The sequence below is a fragment of the Paraperibacillus marinus genome, assembly GCF_046237605.1.
GTDB lineage: Bacteria > Bacillota > Bacilli > Bacillales > DSM-1321 > Paraperibacillus > Paraperibacillus marinus.
Genome location: NZ_CP143542.1, coordinates 2215260 through 2236932, shown reverse-complemented (window position 1 = coordinate 2236932; position 21673 = coordinate 2215260). Strand labels below are relative to the sequence as shown.

Sequence of the window (21673 nt, the reverse complement as noted above, 5' to 3'; positions counted from 1 at the left end):
AACCGTGTCTAACTTTTAGGGGTCACTTCACTGAGCTCTGCTTTTTTCTGTGGAAAAGGGGCGCAACCGCTTGAATCATAAGGATCCGGGCAGTCTGTGAACATCATGGATATTGCCGGTATTTCTTCATGCCTTACTCCGCTCCACCGCCTTATTGTGTTTGTTCCTGCTCTTGTATAGATTCCTTTCCATGCTTCGGTTGCGAGTAGAAAACTCATGTTGATTTTCTGCTTTAAAGACAGCCGGGCAGCGGCATTATTTGAGAATCGTGATTTCTAAATAATTATTGGTCAGTCTCGTCTGGATGATCCTGTTTTGGATAGGGAAGTGAAAGTATATTTTGCGTTCTTTTAAATTATCGGGGAATGTGAATTGTACAGACAATTCAGCTTCGTTTACTCCAATGGCATATTGAGTCAGTCCATCTCCCTCAATTGAAGCCTCCACTTGGTAGAAGAGCGGGGCATCATAGACATCCACCCTGAATTCTGCCCAATCGAGGTAGCCGGTGAAGGGGTCATCAAGTGACAGCAGCATCCATTCTTCATAATTCATCCTGTTCCTCCTTATTCAGCCTTGTTTTAAACCTATTCGTGAAAAGTGTTATAATGAAAAAAATGATACAGGTGTGGAGGTTATTTCTTGAGCAGGCTAGTCAGAATGATACCAGCCGTCCATGAGTTCCAGAAGCGGAAAGAGTTTCAGGACCTCATGAGGGATGCAGGAGTGGATGAAAATTTATTAACCTCCGGGATTAAACAGCAGCTGGCCTTTGTCCGTAAGCAGGTGCTGAAGGATACATGGAAGGGAGCTGTGCCAGGTTCAGAAGCTTTCTTTAATACCATCATACAGGCGGCGGCAGCAGAATTGCAAAAGAGTTTCACATACAAACTGAAGCGGGTCATTAACGCAACAGGAATCGTGCTTCATACAAACCTTGGCAGAGCAAGGCTCAGTGAGGAAGTGCTGAAGCATGTTACCGACATTGCCGGCAATTATTCCAATCTTGAATACCGTCTTGAAGAAGGGGCGAGGGGTTCAAGGCACGATCATATTGAGGAGTGGATCTGCGAGATTACGGGTGCAGAGGCAGCGATGGCAGTCAACAATAATGCGGCAGCCGTTTTTCTTATACTGCGTGCATTCGGCAGGGATCAGGAGGTCATTGTATCGAGGGGGCAGCTTGTTGAGATCGGCGGCTCTTTCAGGATTTCCTCTATTATGGAGGAAAGCGGCGCGATTTTAAAGGAAGTGGGAACCACCAATAAAACGCGGTTAGCGGATTACCGGGATGCAGTCACGGAAAATACGGCCATGCTCCTTAAGGTACATACATCCAACTTCAAAGTCGTGGGCTTCACTGAGACAGTCTCAACGGAAGAGCTTGCTATGCTCGTCCGGGAGCAGGAAGGTCTTGTCTTTTATGAAGACCTGGGGAGCGGGATGCTCCACGATCTCCCTTCAGCGGGAATCGGCCATGAGCCCTTGATCAAAGAAGTTCTAAATGCTGGTGCCGATCTTGTTTCCTTCAGCGGTGACAAGCTGCTGGGAGGTCCCCAGGCCGGCATTATAGCCGGGAGAAAAAAATACATAGACGTACTGAAAAAGCATCAGCTGGCAAGGGTGCTCCGTGTTGATAAAATGACACTGGCCGCTTTGGAGGCTTCTCTCTTTGAATATCGGAAAGGCAATGCCGCGGTGAGACAGAATCCTGCACTGAGGGATATCTTGACAGAGCCGGCAGTATTGGAAAAAAGAGCAGAAGCGTTCTGTGGGCAGCTGGAAGACTCTGCTGAATTGTATGCAAGAGTTATCCAAAGCACAAGCATGATTGGCGGCGGGACACTGCCAGGTGAAGAAATTTCTACGTGGGGAGTCTCTGTAAGCCATACAGCCTTATCGGCCGAAGCACTTCACAGGGCCCTGCGTTCAAATGATGTTCCGGTCATCACCAGGATCGCCAAAGATGAAATATTCTTTGATGTCCGGACCATGACAGACAGAGAAACGGCTGAGGCTGCCGCGATACTTATGAAAATAGCACGGGAAATGGGGACTGTCCCCCCAAGTTATGGCTTATAAAGCTTGCGGTATCAGCTTTTTTAGGTTTGGGAAATAGGGGACTGTCCCCGGAATTGGAAGGGGTTTTTGGGTTATGATTTCGTTTATTGTGGCAATGGACCGGGAACGGGTGATTGGGAGGGATAATAATCTGCCGTGGAGTATTCCGGCGGATTTGCGGTTTTTTAAAGAGACGACGATGGGCCATGGAATTGTGATGGGCAGGAAAACGTTTGAGTCTATCGGGAGAGCGCTGCCGGGCCGTAAGAATATCATCATGACGAGAAGCGGCGATTTCTCGGCTGAAGGATGCTCTGTCATTCACAGTATCGAGGAATTAAAGGCACTTGAAAAAGAGACAGAGGAAGAGCTTTTTGTAATCGGCGGCTCCGAAATATTCAAGCTGACACTGCCGATTGCTGACAGGCTTTATATCACCTATATTGACGAGACCTTTGAGGGAGATACGTTTTTCCCAGCTATTGATCAAAATGAATGGATACTGGTTTCCAATGAAAAGGGACCAAAGGATGAAAGAAATCCATATGATTACTATTTCCGTGTTTATGATAAAAAAGGACCCAAGCAGGAGGATTTATAAATGAAAAATCTGATCATCTCCAGGGATGAAAGCCTGGAGGCGGGGCAATTCATCAACAGGAAGATGTATGAATTCAATGCGGCACACTTTGATGAAAGCCTTCATGGGAGATACCAGGAAGTAAATTTGTTCGTGAAGGATGAAGAAGGCAGAATCCATGGCGGAATCCTTTGTGAAATCTGCTGGGACTGGATGGAAGTCAAGTATTTATTCATTGAGGAAGAAAAGAGAAAGAGCGGACTTGGCAGAAGACTCTTATCAGAAGCGGAAAATGTGGCCGAGAAGAATGGATGCACTTTTATTAAGCTTGACACCCTCAGCTTCCAGGCCTTTGATTTTTATAAGAAGATGGGTTATCAGGAATATGGGCGTATTGAAAATGCAGGGGGCGCTTTTGTCCATCACTATTTAAAGAAGGATTTATAATTCAAAAACTGCCCAATCTGTACATACTTTTCCTAAAGCTGTGAATCCTAAGCAGGATCAGACTGTTAGGAGGGTTAGCATGGCTGTAAATATTAGGGAAGCCGTCAAGAAAAACGTGATTGGAAATTCCCCGGAAGAGCTCGAGGATACAATTGTCGATGCTGTTTCTAGCGGCGAGGAATTAATGCTTCCTGGCCTTGGTGTATTATTTGAAGTGATCTGGCAGAACGCCCCGGAACAGGCAAAGCAGGGAATGCTCCAGACCATCGCCGGCGGACTGCCGAAGTAAGATTTTTAAAGCGGTTCTCCGTACATGGGGGGACTGCTTTTTAGTGTGTCTTTCGCATATATATTTGTAGTTTAAATAGGGAAGGGTTAAGATAAATAGAAGGAATTTTGACTTTTTTGGGGTGGATGATGTGCTGGTCTTTTTCAAAGGGATTATGGATGAGATCATAACAGCTGTTGAAATGCTGCTGATCCTTTCCTTTCCGTACCTGATTTATTTTTACAAGCACCGAAGTGAATTGTTCAAAAAGAAAGACTAAAGCTTAGCCCCCATTAAAGACAAGGGATGCCGTCCATTGGCGGCATCCCTTGTCTTGTGCCTTTATTAAATTTTCTCCTGGAACATGTCCTTTTTATAAGCATAAAAATAGGCCATGGCCACAAAAATACTTCCGCCTATCGCATTGCCGATATAGACCGGAATGAAGTTATAAACGAAATCATCCCATCCTGCCTGGCCTGCAAAGATAGCTGCGGGAATTACAAACATATTGGCTACAACGTGCTGAAAACCGATCGCGACGAAACCCATGATGGGAAACCAAATCCCGAGGATCTTGCCGCTCATCTGCTCAGATCCATAGGCAAGCCATACTGCGAGACCGACAAGCCAGTTGCACCCGATCGCTGACACCAGCGCCTGCAGGAAGGTATCATCAATTTTATGCTGTGCGATGGATGCGGTTTTTTCTAAAAAGGCACCTTCTTCCGTCAGACCAGCCACATGGCCAAAAAAATAAGCAACAAAAAGTGCACCAGCAAGATTTGCAATGGTAATGATGCCCCAATTCTTCAAAAGCTGTCCAAGCGTAATCCTATTCATAAAGTAGGCGAGCGGAACCGACATCATATTACCAGTCAGAAGCTCACCTCCTGCCAGGACAATCAAAATTAGTCCCAGCGGGAAAACTGCTGCCCCAAGGAAGCTGCCAAACGTTCCCCAGTCCTTCGGCAGGTCGGCTGAAACCCTGATATCAAGAAGGAAGCCGATGGATATAAAAGCCCCTCCAAGAAACCCCAGGATCAGCATGCTCCTCAGATTCATGCCAGCCTTTTTTACTCCTGCCTCAACTGAAATCTCTGCAATTTGCTTTGGCTGATGAAATGACATATCTAACCTCCTAATAGTCCAGCTATTTATTATTTTCCAGTTAAAACGGATATTTAAACATTTTACTTGGATAATTACCCGCCTTACCGCTGAAAATCTGATTCTTCACAGGGACGAGTGTATGCTGACAGATTGTATTTAAAGAAGGGGTAAGGAAAGCTATCCATCAGTAAATATCATAAAAATAGTCGAAATATGAAAAAAACTAATGTTATTTGTTGAAAATCGTTCTGTCCATGATCATTTTTCTATCCGGTGCATCATTAAATAGTATGGTTTATAATGTAGATATTAATAGCCTCAGGAGGTGATGTAAGGTGAACAAATATTTGCCAGATACTGCATCGGCTCATGCAAAGCCTGAGTGTGGGCGATCCTTTGCATGGGACAGAAAAAATTGATATCGCCTCCATAAACCATATTCAGGCTTTGCCCTTATTTTAAATTTTAATAAATAAGGAGCGGGCCGAGATGAAATATGTAAGAGCGGCAGCAGTCCTGCCGCAAAGCTTGATTAGTGAAATACAGAAGTATGTTCAAGGGGAAACCATTTACATCCCAAAACCTGAAACCGCACATGAAAAATGGGGGACCCAGTCTGGCAGCAAGAGAATTCTTGAAGAGCGGAATCAGCAAATGAAGATGAAGTTCAATGATGGAATTCCAATTTCCGAACTGGCTGCACATTATCATCTATCTCAGGAAACAATTAAGAAGATTGTTTACAAAAGATAGCGGGGGAGATGGCAGATCTGTCTACTTCTTCAGTATTTTAAAAATCGCAGAAGTTCATGATTCATCGAACTTATCTTTCGGTTTCGGCACTTCACTGCGAATGAAGTGCTTTTTTCAGTACCGGCATATTTGATTAGGAATTAAACTCGGTATATACGGTCAGCTATAATGGATGTAAATTGATATGGGAGTGCTGTTTACTTCATAACATGAATTGATTTGTGTAGAATAAGCTTAACCGGGGGTATCAAATTATGACTGAACAATTCATATTGAATCATCAATATAATTCCATAAAAAAGCAGGCCGCCATCATCAAGGGTTCTTCTAAAAAGGGAATCGATGGTTCAGTGGCAAAAGCGGTAAAGGATAGTGCCTATGCCAAGATCATGGCCCTCTTTCCGGAAGCAGACAGGGAACAGGCGGATCTTTTGGACATTACGAGGGCGCGGGATGATGCAGAACTTGATTCTTTCGTTGAGCAGCTGCAAGCCTATTTGCTGCCTTTCCCAGAGATATCAGAACAAAAGATCAAAAAGCTATTTCCCAAGAGCAAGAAGCTAAAGATACCGGATTTATCCAAACTTGGTTCTGAACCTATCACGTACCTGGGCTGGACAGATATCGGCACGAATAAAAAATATATCATCGCTGAAGTGGATGGCAGACTTGCCGGGGTTGAATTCAGGTTTACCATGTCCAGCAAGCACAATGTGTGCTCTTTCTGCAGCACCCATGGACAGTCAGTATTCATATCCGCTGTCACCAAAGCTAGGAAATCGAATAATCCTGACTATTATAAGGCAGTCGGGAATTATGTATGCTTTGACAGTGAAGAATGCAATAAAAAAATAACAGATACTCAGTATCTGAATGATTTTATCATGGAAATACTGAAGGATAAGTGAGAGTCCATCCTTAACTCAGGTGGTTTCAAGGAAATAAACGATAAGGCAGGATATGCATAATGATAGCTAAAACAGAAGAAGATTTTACAGGGTTAAAGGAAATAGGCAGAATCGTGGCCAAAATCCGGAATGAACTGGTGAAGCGAACAGTGCCCGGCATCACTACATTGGAATTAGACCAGATTGCCGGTCAAATGTTTGAAGAAGAAGGCGCGCAATCTGCACCAAAGGGACAATACAGCTTTCCAGGCTATTCCTGCATTAGTGTGAATGAAGAGGTAGCGCACGGAATTCCAGGCGGGAGGGTAGTTGGGGAAGGCGATCTTGTCAACATAGATGTATCCGGCTCCAAGAATGGGTATTTCGCGGATACAGGTGTATCGTTTGTTGCGGGTAAAGGCGATCCAAAGCTTGAGAAAATTTGTGAAGTGGCCAAAGAAGCGTTTGAGGCTGGCCTTCTTAAAGCGAAGCCGGGTTCAAAAAAGAGCGGGCTTGGCAAGGCGGTCATGAACACAGCCAGGAAAAACGGCCTTACTGTGATTAAAAATTTGACTGGTCATGGCATTGGCCGGAAAATTCATGAAGCCCCTGATCATATCTATAATTACAATGAGCCTTCCGATGATGAGCTGTTGAAGGATGGGATGGTCATTGCATTTGAACCATTCATATCAACAAAGGATGAAGAGGTGTATCAGCTGGATGACGGCTGGACGTATGTAACGGATGATAGCTTTGTTGCCCAGTACGAGCATACCCTGATCATCACGAAAAATGGGCCGGTTATATTGACCTTATAATGTACAGCGGCATCCATAATGGATGCCGCATTTTTTCATATTACATATCGTGTTTCGCATGATGCTTGGCACGTGTGTGATTATGATTTTTTACTTTATGTGATCCGCTGGCTGGCTCCGGCTGAGTCGAATGGATGTGGGCTGGAGCATTTCTTCTCGCACTTGATTTACTCATTATACATTCCCCCCCTGCTATATATTTTTGCATTTCCGTGCGTCCATTATCCCTGAAGTTTTTGGCTGCCACCTGCATAATTTCTTCCTTCCGGCACATCATAACTTGAAGAAGACGAGATCAAGGAGGGAAGGTTATGCAGCAATATCCTTACCATAAAGACAAGCAGCAGGCATTCCAGGCTGCACAGCAGAGCTACGAACAGGCCCGGGTCGAAGCCGGCGGGCTTGACAGGGGCGGGCCGGCTATCGGCTCACAGGTCAAGAGATTGAAGGAAGAAGTAAACGAGGCATTCCAGCAGATTGAAAATGCCCTGGAGAATGCTTCAGAGCATCAGCGGGTTCAGCTGAGAGAGTTCCAGGGTGATCTTCACAGTATCATGAAGGAAATCGAGGAAATGGAATAAAAGCGGGCTGGGGCATACAGATGCTCCAGTTTTTTACTATTTTTGGCTAAAATTATTTTGTGGAAATAATGATTAAAAAAACTTTCTAAAACCAATGCTTTTTCTCGGATGAGATAAAACAGGCAGATAATCCACTGTCATAAGATATACTTATGCCATTCAATAACATACTTGTAATTTACTTATTGCCAATAAAGGAATAATATAATATTGTTAGGTAGCTGGGAAAAGCGCGTTCGAATTTTTCGACATTTTTCTAGATATCCAGTATTATTAAAGAGACTTGGTTTATTTTCTTAGAGGATTGCCAGGCCTCACATATATCTATTAAACTATGAATTTTTTTCTGAAAAAAAGGGGTGTTTGTTGATGGCAAAGAACGATATTTTCAAATCCCGCAGTTCTTTTGAACTAAATGGAAAGCGCTACAATTATTATCGTTTAAATGCATTGGAAGAAGCTGGCGTGGCTGAGGTTTCAAAACTGCCTTACTCAATCAAGGTTCTTCTTGAATCCGTACTCCGCCAGGAAGACGGCTTCGTAATTAAAAAAGAACATGTAGAAAATCTTGCAAAATGGGGAACAGACGGTGTCCAGGAAGTGGATGTACCATTCAAGCCGACACGTGTCATCCTTCAGGATTTCACTGGTGTGCCAGTGGTAGTTGACCTTGCATCCATGAGGAAGGCAATGTCTGACCTGGGCGGAAATCCGGATGAAATCAACCCGGAAAAAACGGTTGACCTAGTTATTGACCACTCTGTACAGGTTGACAGGGCAGGTTCTGCAGATTCCCTGCAATTCAATATGGATCTTGAGTTCGAACGGAATGCCGAGCGCTATCAGTTCCTGAATTGGGCACAGAAAGCATTTGACAACTACCGCGCAGTTCCTCCTGCAACAGGGATCGTCCACCAGGTTAACCTTGAGTTCCTGGCCGATGTAGTCCACGCTGCAAAAGGTGAAGACGGTGAAGTTGAATTGTATCCGGATACACTCGTAGGGACAGATTCTCATACTACCATGATCAACGGACTTGGAGTCCTTGGCTGGGGAGTGGGCGGAATTGAAGCCGAAGCAGGCATGCTTGGACAGCCTTCCTATTTCCCGGTTCCAGAAGTAGTGGGTGTCCGTTTTGTAGGCGAAATGCCTAATAGTGCAACAGCCACTGACCTGGCACTTAAAGTGACCCAGGAGCTTCGTAAAAAAGGCGTTGTAGGGAAATTCGTCGAGTTCTTCGGGCCTGGCGTTTCTGCACTTCCTCTTGCAGATCGTGCGACGATTGCCAATATGGCCCCTGAATATGGCGCTACATGCGGATTCTTCCCGGTTGACCAGGAAGCGATTGCGTATATGCACCTGACCGGCCGTGACCCTGAACACATTCAGGTTGTTGAAGAATACTGCAAGCAAAACGGTTTATGGCTGACTCCTGACATCGAACCTGTTTATACAGACGTAGTGGAAATCGACCTTTCCCTTATTGAGGCTAACCTTTCAGGTCCAAAGCGTCCTCAGGATTTGATCCCGCTCTCCCAGATGCAGCAGTCGTTTGTTGACGCTGTGAGCGCACCGGCCGGCAACCAGGGCTTTGGCCTTCAGGCTGCTGACCTTGACCGCGAAATTACGTTCCAATTGAATAGTGAAGAAGTGACAATGAAGACAGGCGCCGTGGCGATAGCTGCCATTACGAGCTGTACAAACACTTCTAATCCATATGTACTCGTTGCTGCCGGCCTTCTTGCCAAAAAAGCAATCGAAAAAGGCCTTGAAGTACCTAGCTTTGTAAAAACATCTCTTGCACCAGGTTCTAAGGTGGTTACTGGATATCTGCGTGATTCAGGGCTCCAGCCTTACCTTGATAAGCTAGGCTTCAACATTGTAGGCTATGGCTGCACAACCTGTATCGGAAACTCCGGCCCGCTTGAGCTCGATGTTGAAAAAGCGGTTGCGGATTCTGACCTGCTCGTCACATCTGTGCTTTCAGGAAACCGAAACTTTGAAGGCCGCATCCATCCGCTTGTGAAGGGGAACTACCTTGCATCACCACCGCTGGTTGTTGCTTATGCGCTTGCCGGTAATGTGAATGTAGATCTTGAAAATGATGTCCTGGGCAAGGATTCTGTCGGAAATGACGTATTCCTGAAGGATATCTGGCCGACTAAGGAAGAAATTGCTGAAGTGGTAGGACGCACGGTAACTCCAGAATTGTTCCGCAGAGAATATAACAATGTATTCAGGGACAACCAGCGCTGGAATGAAATTGAAACAAACGATGATTCCATCTATCAGTTCGATGACCAGTCCACTTATATCCAAAACCCTCCATTCTTTGAAGGATTATCACCTGATCCTGAAGAAGTGAAGCCGTTAAATGGATTGAAAGTGGTTGCGAAATTCGGCGACTCAGTAACAACAGACCATATCTCGCCTGCCGGTGCAATCGGGAAAGATACCCCTGCAGGGCTCTATCTCCGTGCAAATGGCGTAAAACCGCGTGATTTCAACTCTTACGGTTCACGACGCGGCAACCATGAAGTAATGATGCGCGGTACTTTCGCAAACATCCGCATCAAGAACCAGGTTGCTCCAGGAACAGAAGGTGGGTATACCACATACTGGCCAACTAACGAAGTGATGAGCATCTATGATGCCTGCATGAAATATCAGCAGGATGGCACAGGCCTTGTGGTTATCGCAGGAAAAGATTATGGAATGGGAAGCTCCCGTGACTGGGCTGCAAAAGGAACAAACCTTCTAGGCATCAAAACCGTCCTTGCTGAGAGCTTTGAGCGGATCCATCGTTCAAATCTTGTATTGATGGGCGTACTGCCGCTTCAATTCAAGGCTGGCGAAAATGCAGAAACCCACGGATTGACCGGAAAAGAAACCATCAGCGTCCAGCTGGATGAAAAGGTTAAACCGCGTGATATCCTGAAAGTGACTGCGACGGATGAAGCCGGAAATACCAAACGATTTGAAGTGCTTGTGCGCTTTGACAGTGAAGTTGAAATTGAATACTACCGTCATGGCGGAATCCTGCAAATGGTCCTTCGTCAAAAATTGAGTAAAGCGAAAGCTGAAGCTTAAGATAGACGGACCCTTAACAGGGTAAAAAAAGGCCTCTTTCGTAGAGGCCTTTTTTTGTATCCACCAGTCTATACAGACAGTTTAGTTCGCAGAGCAGATTTTTCTTTTTAAGATTGTGGAAATTGACTATAATGATGATAGCACCTAACAGGAGGCACGTTATGCTGAAAAAAATATTAACAGGTATGATCCTGATGCTTTTGCTATCTGTAGCCATCGTACAAGCAATGGAAAATCATAGAGAGAAAAAAGCCGAGGGAGTAGAGGATGGCAATCTTGCACCTGATTTTACCCTTTCAACATTAGACGGCAAAACCGTGATACTTTCAGATTACAAAGGAAAGAAAGTGCTTCTCAATTTTTGGGCAACCTGGTGTCCGCCCTGCAAAAAAGAAATACCTGAAATGAAAGAGTATGCTGAAACGATGCCTGACAATGAAGTGATACTGGCTGTTAATATGGATCCAGGGGCAGATGTGAAAGGCTTTGCGGCCAAAATGGGCATGAACTTCCCGGTTCTGCTCGATAAAGAAGATAAAGTGAATTCCGCTTATAAGGTGATATCCATCCCCACAACATACTTTATAGACAGCAACGGACATATCAGCCATAAAATCATCGGGCAAATGAAAGCTGAAGATCTTACCGAACAAATGAAAAAGATGGAGTAAAGAGCCTTTCCTAGGGCTCTTTTTTATAGGCTGTTTTCGCATATATTGTGGCTGTTGAATTTACAAAAGTGGCTTTCCGCTGCAGGCACTCGCGGACCTTAGGTGCGGACAGGTGAGTCTCCTCGGCTTTGCCTGCGGGGTCTCACTTGTCCCGCTGCTCCCGCATTATAAAGCGGAAAGCGGTGCCTGCCAAATAACACTTATTTATAATACAATGTTCAGATAACTTGTTTAAAGCTGCGAATATTACGGCAGGCAGAGACCCGTCAAGCATAAGATGAGCCGGCTATGGGAAGTGCTCTTTCTTCCCATAGCCGGCTTGGCTTATGACTCGAGGGTCTCAGCTTGAAGCTGGATTAAGGGAGTCTCGCGCCTTCCGCTCCAATCCACTTGCTTAATAATTATATCTCCTTATAGAACACATCCCAAAACAACGATCTCTTAGAAAAGAACCTTTTTATATGAATGCAGACAGATCACGAGCTTACTTTCAAAGAGCAGAGCTTTGAACATGAAAATGATTTTGAGACTTACCGTCCACCGTGCATATATCGATCCCTGGGTGTTCGAAAGTACCATTTACAACTTATATATCTTAAAATTCAAGCGGCTATATGGTACAATAATCCAGATCAATCTTTCGACAGGCTTTTTTCTAAAAAACCTTGTTTTTTATTCGGGCTGACGAGATTTAATTATGTAACAAGTTGACTTCCGCTTCAGGTCAGGTCTTCAGCCTGACAGGTCAGTCCCCGAAGGCGAAAAAGAGAGGCTCACCGCCCGCCCCGCTTAAAAGCACTGGCTGCAGCGGAGATAAACTTTTTTATCCAATAGCACAACGTTCGCAAAAACAGTACTAAAGAAGTGGGGAATTGCAATGGAATTAAGGGGTTCAAAAGCCTATGACCAAAAAGAGTTCTTTTCGTCATACATAAAAAGGAGAACACGGAAAGACAGTCCTAATAATGCAATTGAAGCACCGATCATAAGAGAACTCATTGGAAGTGCATCAGGGGAAGCTGTGCTTGATCTTGGCTGTGGTGATGCAGACTTCGGACGCGAATTATTGCTCCAGGGAGCAGAATCCTACACAGGTGTGGAAGGCTCGGCCCAAATGGCTGAGGCAGCCCGTACCAATCTTTTGGGGCTGAATGGCAGCGTCAAATATACTTCCATGGAGTCCTTTTCTTTCCCTCCAGATACCTATGACCTCGCAGCCTCACGTTTTGCCCTGCATTATATATCAGATCTTTCAGGATTATTTAAAAAGATCCATCATTCACTGAAGGATAAGGGCCGCTTTGTTTTCAGTGTCCAGCACCCGCTGACCACCTCATCATTTCTCAGCAAAGAAAAGGAAGAGAGGCGCGGCAGCTGGATCGTGGATGATTATTTTATCCAGGGAGAAAGAAAAGAACCTTGGATGGGAGAGATTGTTATCAAGCATCACAGGACTATAGAGGAATATTACAGGTGTTTGACACGTGCTGGTTTCCAGATTAATGATCTGCGTGAGGGCATGCCCTACCGGAAGTATTTCAGCAGTGACGAGGAATATGAGCGCAGGCTCCGGATCCCTGTCGTTCTCCTATTTTCGTGCAAAAAAATATAAAAAATTGAAAGCCTTATCATAATTTTTAGTTAATTTGGAAAGAATGATTAAAAATGAATGAAAAGGTGATACATATGAAAAGAAGAAAAAAACTTTCCTTTGAAGAGCTGGTCCAAGAAAACAAGCGTGAATTATTAAAGGATGCCAAAGAAATGGAACGAATTGAACAAATTCTTGAAAAAAGGCATCTTGAAAAAGCGGAATAACCATATATTCTCACCGTCGTCAGGTTATGAAACGTTAAAGGCTCTGGCATGCTAAAGGCAGGAGGGATGCACAATGAGTAATCCAAAAAGAGATTCAAAACATTATGTACCCAGCCACCTTGGTACACAGCCTCGCGGATTCAGCGGAAATAACGGCAAAAAAATGCAGGATAAATCCGGTAAGCATGCGCAGGTCATCCAGACCAAGGGCGAATAAAGAAGAGGATGTCCCGAATTTAAGGGACGTCCTTTTCTTTATTTAGCTCTAACAGGGAAAATGAAAGGATGAAGGGAAGGTGGAAGATGGCTCAAAAGATTACATAATTTTAATAGAGACTGGAAAAGAACCTGGAAGCCAAAAAGGTTACACAGTGATAGTTAACATAATAATATTACGAACACAAAAACCATCTGATTATTTTTTAGTTCTTGTTAAATAATAATCCATAAGAAAGGAGGGGTTTCATGAATAAAGCGACTAACCCGGATGACCGCCGGGATAATGTTGAAAAGCTCCAGGAAATGATTGAAAATACGATAGTTAATATGGACGAGGCAGAAGCAAGCAAAGCTTTTTCGAATGGAGAAGAGCAGCAGAACATCGATAATAAAAATCGCAAAAGGCAGGATTCTATCGATGCCATGAGGAAAGAAGTGAAAGAAGAAGCGGCAGCAAGAAGGAACTCTTATTCATGATGCTTATTCCTCTTATTACTGGATAAAATATGCTAAGATAAAAAAGTGACTCCTGCAGGGAGTTGCTTTTTTATTGATGAAGCATTTTCATATTTGATTATGAAACTGGAAGAAGTGAAGGATAATGACAAAAGAAAATTCTTTGAACGATATAAAGGAACAGACGGAACTCCTTAAGGAAGAAGCAGAGCTGAACGGTTACAATGTGAACAAATCTGCTGTGCTGAATCTCCTTCATGCTTTAGTGCAGCTGGATTCGGGGGACGGAGATACCAGAAATATGCTGATAAGCGAACTCTACAGCCTTCTTGCCCTGAACCGTAAAACTCAGTATGGCGAGGACAAGCTTTTTAATGAATGGATCAAGGAAGCTTTGAAGGCAAACCGGGCTAATGCCCGTGCCAATGCGTTATTGGCAGAAACAAAGTGGAAGCAATATCAAAACATTTTTGATGGTTATTCATTCCCTTTAATCAGAGAGACTGATAATCGGACTACTAAAAAGAAGCAGGCTGATCAATATATTGAAATCTGCAGAAAGATGCTTGATTCCATCGGTGAGGCGGTTGATGATTTAAAGACTGCAAAGCTTCATCTGGACAGAGAGGCGGACAGCTCCCTGGCAGTGCATTACCGTAAGCTGATTGATCTCTCCATTGAAATTGAAACGGCAGTGACAAGCCTCCTGCAGGCATCCATTGAATATGAAGCATCGATAACCGGTGTTTTTCATACTGCGGTACATTTCAATGATGTGAAAAAATGCCTCGATGAATTTATCGAATTAAAGGCTGGCTGGGATGCGTTATTTGAACATGACCTGGCAGCAAAGGTACCAGACAGTGCCATGAAAGAGCTTAATGAATTAGTAGGACTGAAAGAAATTAAAAGAAGGATAAATGATTTTTACAAATTCCTTCATTATCAAAAGAACAGGAAGGAAATGGGGTTTCTTTCAAAGGATGAGCTTAGTCTCAATATGGTGCTCACTGGAAATCCGGGAACCGGAAAAACAACCCTCGCCCGTTTGTTTGCCAAGATTTTTAATGAACTTGGCGTGCTGCCAAGAGAAGAAGTGATCGAAACGGACCGCTCCCAGCTGGTGGGCGCTTTTGTCGGCCAGACAGAGGAAAATGTGAGGCAGGCGGTGGAAAGAGCACTGGGAGGAGTTCTTTTCATTGATGAAGCATACTCTCTGAAACGGGCGGACTCTTCCGGCAATGACTATGGACAGACAGCTATTGACACACTGGTTTCCTTGATGACGAGCGGCGATTATGCCGGCAGGTTCTCGGTCATCCTGGCCGGATATCCTGAAGAAATGAGGCAGTTCTTGAATGCAAATCCCGGGCTCAGAAGCAGATTTCCCTCCTCCAGTCATTTCGATCTGCCTGATTACTCCTTGGACGAACTGTTGAAAATCGCACATGAAACCGCAGAAGACAATGATTATATCATTGCTCCTGATGCAGAGGCGGAGCTCGCAGGAAGGATCGAGAAGGAAAAGGTGGACGAAACGTTCGGCAATGCAAGGACTGTCCGAGCTCTTGTAATGGATGCCATTTTTAAGAAGGGATCCAGGCTCGATAAGGGAAGCGGAAATCTCCTTCAATTCACTACTCTTGATAAACAGGATTTTGCAGCTGCCGAACATGATCAAAACAGGGATCCGAAGGGAGAACTGGATCATTTGATCGGTCTTGCTTCCATCAAGGACGAAATCAGTGCGATTGAATCTTTCGTGAAGCTCCAGCAGCTGCGAAGGGAACGCGGAATGCCGGTGGTGCCCGTGCAGCTTCATGCCGTTTTCACTGGAAATCCTGGAACAGGGAAGACCACGGTCGCAAAGCTTTATTCTGAAATACTGAAAGAATGCGGAATGCTGAAAAGAGGCCATTTAATTACAGCCAGCCGGGCAGACTTTGTAGCTGGATATGTAGGCCAGACTGCCATCAAGACCAAAAAGAAAATAAGGGAAGCGCTTGGAGGCGTCCTGTTCATTGATGAAGCTTATTCCCTTTTGAGCAGTACAGAGGGTGACTTTGGAAAAGAAGTGATTGACACCCTGGTTGATGAGATGACTAAACACAATGAAAATCTGGTGGTTGTATTGGCAGGGTACCCTGATGAAATGGATCGCCTCCTGAACATTAACCCTGGACTGAAATCCCGTTTTAAAAAATTCATTCATTTTCAGGATTACTCACCAGATGAATTGATGGAAATCATTGAATCCTATGCAGGCTCGTTTCAGTATGAATTGGGAGAGGATGCAAAAGAGTTTTTGAGGGATTATTTAAATCATCATATTGTGGAAGGCAACGGCCGGTATGCTGCCAACCTGATTGATGATACCATTCAGCAGCATGCCTACCGGATCATGACGGGGCCTGAACCGGAAGGACTCACTCCCGACATCCTGCAGCTGAAAAAAGAAGATTTTATTAAAACACTGGAAAAGAGAGAAAGAGGGAATAGACAGTGAAGGTCACAGAAACGAAAATTGAAGTCCGCTATGCGGAGACCGACCAAATGGGAGTGGTATATCACGCCAACTACATCATATGGATGGAGATTGGCAGGACAAAGCTTATAGAGGAATTGGGCTTTAAATATGCCGATATGGAGAAAGCGGGCATTCTATCCCCAGTTACAGAAATAAATGCTTCATACAAAAAACCATTAAGATATCCGGAAACGGCAACGATCAAAACGTGGATCGAAAAATATGATGGAATCAGAGTATCATACGGATATGAAGTCCTGAATGAAGAAGGGGAGCTCGCCCTTACTGGATATTCCTCACATGTCTGCGTTAAGGCGGACAGCTTCCGCCCGGTTTCAGTACGAAGAACATTCCCTGATTGGCATGAAGCTTATGAAATGCATAAGAAAAAAGAAATGTAATACTTTTTCTTTACCCGAAGGAAGGACACCAGCATGGCATTTGGAATAAAACGCAGAGATCTTGAAGAGTGGAAACGAAAAATCGACACCGGGGAGATTGCCTTTTTAACCCACTACTGGCTCGATGAAAGGTTCCCTGACTGTTTTACCGTCACGAAGGCAGGGTGCAGTGATATCGATAAGCTGGCAGCCTGGGGTGAGCAATATGGGTTAAAAAAAGAATGGATTCATATTCGAAAAGAAGGATATCCTCACTTTGATCTGCTTGGTGATCGGCAGCGCCGCATTCTCGAAGCAGAGGGAATAAATGAGCCGCTTCTTAATAAGAAAAGAGATTAGGGAAAACATCCTGCACTAAAAACTTCAACCTGTGCAGCAGCCTTTTTTGAGTCTGCTGCACAGGTTTTTTTTATCCGCTTTTTACAGGGGGATTTGCTGAATATGGACACTGAATTAGACCATAAGCTTTACTGCTTTTACTGTATTTCATTTCCATAACAGTGAAATAATAGGCCTTTTTGCAAGAATCAAAAATAGCAGGCAGATGGCTGAGACCTGAAGCATAGGAATAAATATCCTAGAATGTCAAGGGAAATAAGAGTATGAATGGAAGAAAAACACATTTAAGCCGCTTATTTTGCATTTAAACCTTGTAATGTAAATGTAACATTTTTATAAAATGGTTGGGAAAACCCTGTTGATATCGGATTTCTCCATTTGGCAGGCAGTAATATTCTGAAATAATGCTAGATAAAGCATGAAATGGTTACTATTGCCTCGTTTGTGTTTCCTCAGTGAAGGTATATAAAAACTAAAGCCAAGAGCTGACGAAAAAGGCAACTCCCCCACTTAATACAATTAATAGAATAGAGAGGAGACTTAAAACATGAGTGTTCAAAAAAGTACAGACAGTTCAAGCCTGGCAGAAGTCATTGATAGAATTCTGGATAAAGGTATTGTAATTGATGCATTTGTTAGAGTATCGCTTGTTGGAATCGAGATCCTCACAGTGGAAGCGCGTGTTGTCATTGCTTCTGTAGATACATGGCTCCGGTATGCAGAAGCTGTTGGTCTGCTTAGGGATGAAGTCCAGGAGGAAGGTCTCGGCAATAGAGGACAAGCATCGAACGCACAGTTAAGCTTTTAAACAAGGATCCTTACTAAAGAGTGATGTTTTACTGAGTTCTAAAAGATTACTAAATTATTAAGCAAGTGGATTCGAGCGCAGGCGCGAGACTTTCACGCAGGTGAAGTGCCTGCAGCGGAAATCCACTTCCTTATTCAAAAGCTGCCATGTAATGCGAAGACAACCTTAACAAAGGACAATAGATATAGTAGATATATTTAATTAGGAAAGGGATGGATTGAGGAAATGAAGAACGAAGAAATGAAGAACGAAGAAGTAAAGAATCAAAACAAAACAAACGAAAGCACAAATGAGAACCAGGAATCAGGAGCTTCAGGTGCGGACCAAAACACAGAGTCACAAGAAACCGGTAATAAGCAGGGTGAACAGAAAAAAGAAGGATCAAATTTTTCTATGAATTTTGCGCTTATCGGTGGAGTGATTGGAGCTGGAATCGGACTGCTGGCTAATCCGAAAACAAGCAAGAAAGTAATCAAAAATCTGGGAGAATCTGAATTCATGAAGATTGCAAGTGATGAATTTAGAAAAACGGCCCAGGAGCTTTTGGCTGATCAGGCACAGAACAGTGTAAAACAGCTGGCATCCGGTTATTTAAGCAAAATTGAAGAAAACCTTCTTTCTCCCAAGAAGCAGAAGGACGGCGGCAATGCCAGCCAGGACAGCGAAAAATATGAAGAAATTAAAGAAGAAAACAAACATCTGAATGACCGTTTAGAAAGAATAGAAAAAATGCTCAGTGACCTTGCTGGCTCTAAATAATAGGAAGTCCTTTTTTCATGTTGCCGAAAGGGGGATCTTGAGTGGACAAATTTAAGAAAACTGCTGCAAAGGCAGCGAAGAAAGTCATTGAACATGCCCCTGAACCTGTAAAGGACAAAGCCAAGGACTTCATCGTCGAAAAGGCAAAAGAGAAAGTTGTCGGAAGTATCCAGGATAAAGCTCATGAGTTCACCGAAAATATGACAGAAGCGCGGGACAAGTTCGCGGATAAACTGCATGATAAAGCCGGTGAAGCAGAAGAAAAGACTCAGGACGCCCTGCTTACGGTCCGGGATAAACTCGGAAAAGTTAAAGAGGCAGGGGAGAACTTCCAGGATAAGATTTCCGGCGATAAAAAGGATGACAAACAAGTCAAGGGTATAAAGCATATTAAAGGAATCAGCAATGTTAAATCGTCCAAGGACATTAAAGGGGCAACAAATATTAAAAGCTATGAAAACATCAAAAAGGATAGTTAAGAAAGGAGAATGCAATTATGGCAGTTCAGAAAAGTACTGACAGTTCAAGCCTTGCTGAAGTAATCGACAGGATTCTGGATAAAGGGATCGTAATTGATGCATTTGTAAGGGTTTCTGTAGTGGGAATCGAAATATTGACAGTGGAAGCACGGGTTGTTATTGCAAGCGTAGATACCTGGCTCCGATATGCTGAGGCAGTCGGACTGCTCCGGGATGAAGTGGAGCAGGAGGGACTTCCGGCTCAAACAAATGAAAGAAGTGCAGCCCGGTTTAGTATCTAGAAGCAGAATGCAAAGCCAGGGTTTACCCCTGGCCTGCATTCATTAGCAGGAGGCCAATATGGAAATCAAAAAAATAATTGGAAATGTTATGGAGTTCTTTAATGAATTCGTGGCTCCGGTCCATAAAATCACTTCTGTGGAAGCAGATGATAACAATGGCTGGAAGCTGACAGTCGAAGTCATTGAAGAAAAAGAGTATATGAAAAAGTATGCAAAAGATGAAATGCTTGGTGTTTATGATGTTCATCTGAACCAGGATAAAGAAGTCATCTCCTATAAAAGACGGGATATCCGTTATAGAAGCTCCATTAAATATGAAGCATAGGACTTGAATCGGGAGGAAAAAGTGTGACTGTTTTAAAAAAAGTAGCTACCAGAAATTCGCATGCTATTTCCAAGGATGAGCAGACAGAAGATTTGCTTTCCCGCTCACTGCTGTATTTAAAGGCTGGCTACCCGGTACATTTTACGGGTCCATCTGGAGCAGGAAAGACATCACTGGCTCTGGCCTTAGCCAAAAAAAGAAAAAGGCAGGTCATGCTGATACACGGAAACCATGAATTGAACAACAAGGATTTAATAGGCGATTTTACCGGATATACAAGTAAGAAAGTCGTGGATAACTATATTCGTTCTGTTTATAAAAAAGATGAAAGTGTAACTGAGACCTGGAGGGACGGGCGCCTGCTCGAGGCTGTGAAAAATGGCTACACACTCATTTATGATGAGTTTACCCGTTCGCAGCCAACCACAAATAATATCTTTTTATCCATATTAGAGGAAGGAATTCTTCCTCTGTACGGTACCAAGATGACAGAACCTTTTGTGCGTGTTCATCCCGAGTTTTCTGTCATCTTCACGAGCAACCCTGAAGAGTATGCAGGTGTTTACCAGACACAGGATGCTCTGCTGGATAGGCTTATTACCATCTATATCAATCATAAAGACCAGGACCGTGAGGCAGCTATCGTAACAGACAAGGTCGATATTCCCGTAAATCAGGCCAAAGCGATCACTGCACTCGTTGCCGAACTTCGAAGCAATTGTAAAGGAGACAACGGTCCGAGTCTCCGGGCATCACTGATGATTGCCAGATTGGCAGCTGAAGGAGATGTTGAGGTAGACGGCCGGAACAAAACCTTTCAGCGCTTATGCATCGATGTGCTGGGCCACCAGGTGAGCAGGTGTTTAGAGGTAGATGAACCACTTGCAAAAGCAGAAGAGTTAATCCTGGAGGCTTGTCAAAACGTTAAGGTCAATGAGAACTAAAAGGAGAGTTTTGCAATGAGTCAAGAAGAGTCAATGGGCATTTATATATTCTGTGGAATACAGACTGACAAAGATGAGGAATTTGGAGAAATAGAATTGGATGGAGAAAAAAAGGAGCTTTTCACCATAAGGTATAAAGATTCTGCCATGGTTGCCGCCGAGTTTCCTATGAAAATTTATCATCCCAATAAGAACAATCTGATGATGCACCAAAATGCTGTTTCAAATGTTATGAAAAAGAATGACACAGTCATCCCGGTAAGCTTCGGCAATATCTTCAAATCGAAGGCAGATGTAAACGTGCTGCTCGAAAATTTATATCCACAATTTAAAAAACTTTTCCCAGAAATAAAAGGCAAGGTTGAGCTTGGACTGAAAGTCATTGGCAAAAAGGAATGGCTTGAATCACTCGTGGCCCAAGACTCAAAAATTGATAAGATGGCTAAGGCGGTACAAGGTAAATCCGAAGCAGCCAGTTATTATGAACGAATAGAAATAGGCGGGGCAGCCCAGAAGCTGATCACTTCATTACAGCAAGAAATACAGCGGGAAGTATTTAATCCGTTATCTGAATTAGCTGAAGCGTCAAAGGCGAATGATCCGATCAGCGAGAAAATGCTCCTGAATTCCGCTTTCCTGGTAGATAAAAACAAAGAAGCTGAATTTGATAAGAAAATTAATGATCTTTATGAGAACTGGAAGGATAAGGCCGAGTTTAATTACAGCGGGCCATGGCCGGCCTATAATTTCATCAATATCCGGCTGAAGGTAGAGGATGATTAATGATTCATAAACTGGTATCGGCTCCTATTAACCTTGTCATAAAGATTGGACAAAAGGTAAAAGAAGAAGCAGATAAAGAGCTGTATGACCTTCCTACAATCCAGCAGAAGCTGATTCAGCTCCAGATGATGTTTGAGCTTGAAGAAATACCGGAAGAGGCTTATCTCGCAAAAGAGGAAGAGCTTCTCTTGCGCTATGAAGTCGCCAAACGCTTGGAAATGGAACAATGGGAAGAGATGACCAAGAAGAAAGGACAATAGTC

30 protein-coding genes are annotated in these 21673 nt (G+C 43.7%); 27 read left to right on the top strand and 3 right to left on the bottom strand.

Annotation, left to right across the window (positions count from 1 at the left end):
- Positions 1 to 255: 255 nt before the first annotated feature.
- Positions 256 to 555, bottom strand: a complete 300-nt coding sequence (locus tag V1498_RS11430) for a hypothetical protein (RefSeq protein WP_409293744.1) — start codon at positions 553 to 555, stop codon at positions 256 to 258.
- 87 nt (positions 556 to 642) lie between these two features.
- Between V1498_RS11430 and selA the strand changes: the two genes are divergently transcribed.
- From selA to V1498_RS11405, 5 genes are all read left to right on the top strand, one after another.
- A complete protein-coding gene (selA, locus tag V1498_RS11425) occupies positions 643 to 2082 on the top strand; it encodes an L-seryl-tRNA(Sec) selenium transferase (protein ID WP_409293743.1) in 1440 nt (479 codons plus the stop codon).
- Between the two features lie 73 nt (positions 2083 to 2155).
- Positions 2156 to 2662 (top strand): dihydrofolate reductase, encoded by a 507-nt coding sequence (locus tag V1498_RS11420; RefSeq protein ID WP_409293742.1) that lies wholly within the window; start codon positions 2156 to 2158, stop codon positions 2660 to 2662.
- Positions 2663 to 3088: a GNAT family N-acetyltransferase gene (locus V1498_RS11415; RefSeq protein WP_409293740.1), complete on the top strand. Its 426-nt coding sequence runs from the start codon at positions 2663 to 2665 to the stop codon at positions 3086 to 3088.
- Between the two features lie 79 nt (positions 3089 to 3167).
- Positions 3168 to 3377, top strand: coding sequence for a small acid-soluble spore protein SspI (gene sspI, locus V1498_RS11410; RefSeq protein ID WP_409293739.1), 210 nt, complete (start codon positions 3168 to 3170; stop codon positions 3375 to 3377).
- A 130-nt stretch (positions 3378 to 3507) separates the two neighbouring features.
- On the top strand, positions 3508 to 3636 hold the full coding sequence (locus tag V1498_RS11405; RefSeq protein WP_409293738.1) for a hypothetical protein: 129 nt from the start codon (positions 3508 to 3510) through the stop codon (positions 3634 to 3636).
- Positions 3637 to 3701: 65 nt separating this feature from the next.
- Here V1498_RS11405 and V1498_RS11400 read toward each other — a convergent pair whose 3' ends face one another.
- Positions 3702 to 4487, bottom strand: a complete 786-nt coding sequence (locus V1498_RS11400; RefSeq protein ID WP_409293737.1) for a formate/nitrite transporter family protein — start codon at positions 4485 to 4487, stop codon at positions 3702 to 3704.
- A 471-nt stretch (positions 4488 to 4958) separates the two neighbouring features.
- Between V1498_RS11400 and V1498_RS11395 the strand changes: the two genes are divergently transcribed.
- The 3 genes from V1498_RS11395 to map all read left to right on the top strand — a co-directional run bounded on the left by V1498_RS11395 (position 4959) and on the right by map (position 6930).
- Positions 4959 to 5222 carry a CD3324 family protein gene (locus V1498_RS11395; protein ID WP_409293735.1) on the top strand — a complete coding sequence of 88 codons (264 nt, stop codon included), beginning with the start codon at positions 4959 to 4961 and terminating at the stop codon, positions 5220 to 5222.
- Between the two features lie 254 nt (positions 5223 to 5476).
- Positions 5477 to 6130, top strand: coding sequence for a FusB/FusC family EF-G-binding protein (locus tag V1498_RS11390; protein WP_409293733.1), 654 nt, complete (start codon positions 5477 to 5479; stop codon positions 6128 to 6130).
- Positions 6131 to 6189: 59 nt separating this feature from the next.
- Positions 6190 to 6930: a type I methionyl aminopeptidase gene (gene map / locus V1498_RS11385; protein WP_409293731.1), complete on the top strand. Its 741-nt coding sequence runs from the start codon at positions 6190 to 6192 to the stop codon at positions 6928 to 6930.
- A 40-nt stretch (positions 6931 to 6970) separates the two neighbouring features.
- Here map and V1498_RS11380 read toward each other — a convergent pair whose 3' ends face one another.
- Positions 6971 to 7105 carry a small acid-soluble spore protein P gene (locus V1498_RS11380; RefSeq protein ID WP_409293079.1) on the bottom strand — a complete coding sequence of 45 codons (135 nt, stop codon included), beginning with the start codon at positions 7103 to 7105 and terminating at the stop codon, positions 6971 to 6973.
- Between the two features lie 136 nt (positions 7106 to 7241).
- On the opposite strand from V1498_RS11380, the gene V1498_RS11375 reads away from it, so the two are divergent.
- The 19 genes from V1498_RS11375 (at position 7242) to V1498_RS11285 (ending at position 21671) form a co-directional block, all read left to right on the top strand.
- The gene (locus tag V1498_RS11375) at positions 7242 to 7511 is read left to right on the top strand and encodes a hypothetical protein (protein ID WP_409293729.1); all 270 of its coding nucleotides are present in this window, start codon (positions 7242 to 7244) and stop codon (positions 7509 to 7511) included.
- Positions 7512 to 7880: 369 nt separating this feature from the next.
- On the top strand, positions 7881 to 10601 hold the full coding sequence (gene acnA, locus V1498_RS11370; RefSeq protein WP_409293727.1) for an aconitate hydratase AcnA: 2721 nt from the start codon (positions 7881 to 7883) through the stop codon (positions 10599 to 10601).
- A gap of 161 nt (positions 10602 to 10762) precedes the next feature.
- Positions 10763 to 11272 carry a peroxiredoxin family protein gene (locus V1498_RS11365; protein WP_409293725.1) on the top strand — a complete coding sequence of 170 codons (510 nt, stop codon included), beginning with the start codon at positions 10763 to 10765 and terminating at the stop codon, positions 11270 to 11272.
- An 877-nt stretch (positions 11273 to 12149) separates the two neighbouring features.
- Positions 12150 to 12884, top strand: a complete 735-nt coding sequence (locus tag V1498_RS11360) for a class I SAM-dependent methyltransferase (protein WP_409293724.1) — start codon at positions 12150 to 12152, stop codon at positions 12882 to 12884.
- 74 nt (positions 12885 to 12958) lie between these two features.
- Positions 12959 to 13090, top strand: a complete 132-nt coding sequence (locus V1498_RS11355; protein ID WP_409293723.1) for an FbpB family small basic protein — start codon at positions 12959 to 12961, stop codon at positions 13088 to 13090.
- A 73-nt stretch (positions 13091 to 13163) separates the two neighbouring features.
- Entirely contained in the window at positions 13164 to 13307 is a 144-nt protein-coding gene (locus tag V1498_RS11350; protein WP_409293087.1) for an acid-soluble spore protein N, read from the top strand.
- A gap of 79 nt (positions 13308 to 13386) precedes the next feature.
- The gene (locus V1498_RS11345) at positions 13387 to 13530 is read left to right on the top strand and encodes a hypothetical protein (RefSeq protein ID WP_409293721.1); all 144 of its coding nucleotides are present in this window, start codon (positions 13387 to 13389) and stop codon (positions 13528 to 13530) included.
- Between the two features lie 25 nt (positions 13531 to 13555).
- On the top strand, positions 13556 to 13786 hold the full coding sequence (gene tlp, locus V1498_RS11340) for a small acid-soluble spore protein Tlp (protein ID WP_409293720.1): 231 nt from the start codon (positions 13556 to 13558) through the stop codon (positions 13784 to 13786).
- A gap of 124 nt (positions 13787 to 13910) precedes the next feature.
- Entirely contained in the window at positions 13911 to 16271 is a 2361-nt protein-coding gene (locus tag V1498_RS11335) for an AAA family ATPase (protein WP_409293719.1), read from the top strand.
- Positions 16268 to 16693 (top strand): acyl-CoA thioesterase, encoded by a 426-nt coding sequence (locus tag V1498_RS11330; protein WP_409293718.1) that lies wholly within the window; start codon positions 16268 to 16270, stop codon positions 16691 to 16693. Before V1498_RS11335 ends, V1498_RS11330 begins: the two co-directional genes overlap by 4 nt.
- Positions 16694 to 16726: 33 nt before the next feature.
- A complete protein-coding gene (locus V1498_RS11325) occupies positions 16727 to 17032 on the top strand; it encodes a hypothetical protein (RefSeq protein ID WP_409293717.1) in 306 nt (101 codons plus the stop codon).
- 547 nt (positions 17033 to 17579) lie between these two features.
- Positions 17580 to 17840, top strand: coding sequence for a gas vesicle structural protein GvpA (gvpA, locus tag V1498_RS11320; RefSeq protein ID WP_409293715.1), 261 nt, complete (start codon positions 17580 to 17582; stop codon positions 17838 to 17840).
- Between the two features lie 225 nt (positions 17841 to 18065).
- Positions 18066 to 18599: a GvpT/GvpP family gas vesicle accessory protein gene (gvpT, locus tag V1498_RS11315; RefSeq protein ID WP_409293713.1), complete on the top strand. Its 534-nt coding sequence runs from the start codon at positions 18066 to 18068 to the stop codon at positions 18597 to 18599.
- Between the two features lie 41 nt (positions 18600 to 18640).
- The gene (gene gvpQ, locus V1498_RS11310) at positions 18641 to 19078 is read left to right on the top strand and encodes a gas vesicle protein GvpQ (RefSeq protein ID WP_409293711.1); all 438 of its coding nucleotides are present in this window, start codon (positions 18641 to 18643) and stop codon (positions 19076 to 19078) included.
- 17 nt (positions 19079 to 19095) lie between these two features.
- Positions 19096 to 19359 carry a gas vesicle protein GvpJ gene (gene gvpJ, locus V1498_RS11305; protein ID WP_409293709.1) on the top strand — a complete coding sequence of 88 codons (264 nt, stop codon included), beginning with the start codon at positions 19096 to 19098 and terminating at the stop codon, positions 19357 to 19359.
- Between the two features lie 58 nt (positions 19360 to 19417).
- Entirely contained in the window at positions 19418 to 19684 is a 267-nt protein-coding gene (gene gvpO / locus V1498_RS11300; RefSeq protein WP_409293097.1) for a gas vesicle protein GvpO, read from the top strand.
- A 23-nt stretch (positions 19685 to 19707) separates the two neighbouring features.
- Positions 19708 to 20628 (top strand): gas vesicle protein GvpN, encoded by a 921-nt coding sequence (gvpN, locus tag V1498_RS11295; protein WP_409293708.1) that lies wholly within the window; start codon positions 19708 to 19710, stop codon positions 20626 to 20628.
- A 15-nt stretch (positions 20629 to 20643) separates the two neighbouring features.
- Positions 20644 to 21411, top strand: coding sequence for a GvpL/GvpF family gas vesicle protein (locus tag V1498_RS11290; protein WP_409293707.1), 768 nt, complete (start codon positions 20644 to 20646; stop codon positions 21409 to 21411).
- Positions 21411 to 21671: a gas vesicle protein GvpG gene (locus tag V1498_RS11285; RefSeq protein WP_409293706.1), complete on the top strand. Its 261-nt coding sequence runs from the start codon at positions 21411 to 21413 to the stop codon at positions 21669 to 21671. The genes V1498_RS11290 and V1498_RS11285 overlap by 1 nt, the downstream gene beginning before the upstream one ends.
- Positions 21672 to 21673: the final 2 nt, after the last annotated feature.

Excerpts from the sequence above, each read along its gene's own strand:
- V1498_RS11430 (WP_409293744.1), bottom strand. The coding sequence starts at position 555 with ATGAATTATGAAGAATGGATGCTGCTGTCACTTGATGACCCCTTCACC.
- V1498_RS11420 (WP_409293742.1), top strand. The coding sequence starts at position 2,156 with ATGATTTCGTTTATTGTGGCAATGGACCGGGAACGGGTGATTGGGAGG.
- V1498_RS11415 (WP_409293740.1), top strand. The coding sequence starts at position 2,663 with ATGAAAAATCTGATCATCTCCAGGGATGAAAGCCTGGAGGCGGGGCAA.
- sspI (WP_409293739.1), top strand. The coding sequence starts at position 3,168 with ATGGCTGTAAATATTAGGGAAGCCGTCAAGAAAAACGTGATTGGAAAT.
- V1498_RS11400 (WP_409293737.1), bottom strand. The coding sequence starts at position 4,487 with ATGTCATTTCATCAGCCAAAGCAAATTGCAGAGATTTCAGTTGAGGCA.
- V1498_RS11395 (WP_409293735.1), top strand. The coding sequence starts at position 4,959 with ATGAAATATGTAAGAGCGGCAGCAGTCCTGCCGCAAAGCTTGATTAGT.
- V1498_RS11390 (WP_409293733.1), top strand. The coding sequence starts at position 5,477 with ATGACTGAACAATTCATATTGAATCATCAATATAATTCCATAAAAAAG.
- map (WP_409293731.1), top strand. The coding sequence starts at position 6,190 with ATGATAGCTAAAACAGAAGAAGATTTTACAGGGTTAAAGGAAATAGGC.
- V1498_RS11380 (WP_409293079.1), bottom strand. The coding sequence starts at position 7,105 with ATGAGTAAATCAAGTGCGAGAAGAAATGCTCCAGCCCACATCCATTCG.
- V1498_RS11375 (WP_409293729.1), top strand. The coding sequence starts at position 7,242 with ATGCAGCAATATCCTTACCATAAAGACAAGCAGCAGGCATTCCAGGCT.
- acnA (WP_409293727.1), top strand. The coding sequence starts at position 7,881 with ATGGCAAAGAACGATATTTTCAAATCCCGCAGTTCTTTTGAACTAAAT.
- V1498_RS11365 (WP_409293725.1), top strand. The coding sequence starts at position 10,763 with ATGCTGAAAAAAATATTAACAGGTATGATCCTGATGCTTTTGCTATCT.
- V1498_RS11360 (WP_409293724.1), top strand. The coding sequence starts at position 12,150 with ATGGAATTAAGGGGTTCAAAAGCCTATGACCAAAAAGAGTTCTTTTCG.
- V1498_RS11355 (WP_409293723.1), top strand. The coding sequence starts at position 12,959 with ATGAAAAGAAGAAAAAAACTTTCCTTTGAAGAGCTGGTCCAAGAAAAC.
- V1498_RS11350 (WP_409293087.1), top strand. The coding sequence starts at position 13,164 with ATGAGTAATCCAAAAAGAGATTCAAAACATTATGTACCCAGCCACCTT.
- tlp (WP_409293720.1), top strand. The coding sequence starts at position 13,556 with ATGAATAAAGCGACTAACCCGGATGACCGCCGGGATAATGTTGAAAAG.
- V1498_RS11335 (WP_409293719.1), top strand. The coding sequence starts at position 13,911 with ATGACAAAAGAAAATTCTTTGAACGATATAAAGGAACAGACGGAACTC.
- V1498_RS11325 (WP_409293717.1), top strand. The coding sequence starts at position 16,727 with ATGGCATTTGGAATAAAACGCAGAGATCTTGAAGAGTGGAAACGAAAA.
- gvpA (WP_409293715.1), top strand. The coding sequence starts at position 17,580 with ATGAGTGTTCAAAAAAGTACAGACAGTTCAAGCCTGGCAGAAGTCATT.
- gvpT (WP_409293713.1), top strand. The coding sequence starts at position 18,066 with ATGAAGAACGAAGAAATGAAGAACGAAGAAGTAAAGAATCAAAACAAA.
- gvpJ (WP_409293709.1), top strand. The coding sequence starts at position 19,096 with ATGGCAGTTCAGAAAAGTACTGACAGTTCAAGCCTTGCTGAAGTAATC.
- gvpO (WP_409293097.1), top strand. The coding sequence starts at position 19,418 with ATGGAAATCAAAAAAATAATTGGAAATGTTATGGAGTTCTTTAATGAA.
- V1498_RS11290 (WP_409293707.1), top strand. The coding sequence starts at position 20,644 with ATGAGTCAAGAAGAGTCAATGGGCATTTATATATTCTGTGGAATACAG.
- V1498_RS11285 (WP_409293706.1), top strand. The coding sequence starts at position 21,411 with ATGATTCATAAACTGGTATCGGCTCCTATTAACCTTGTCATAAAGATT.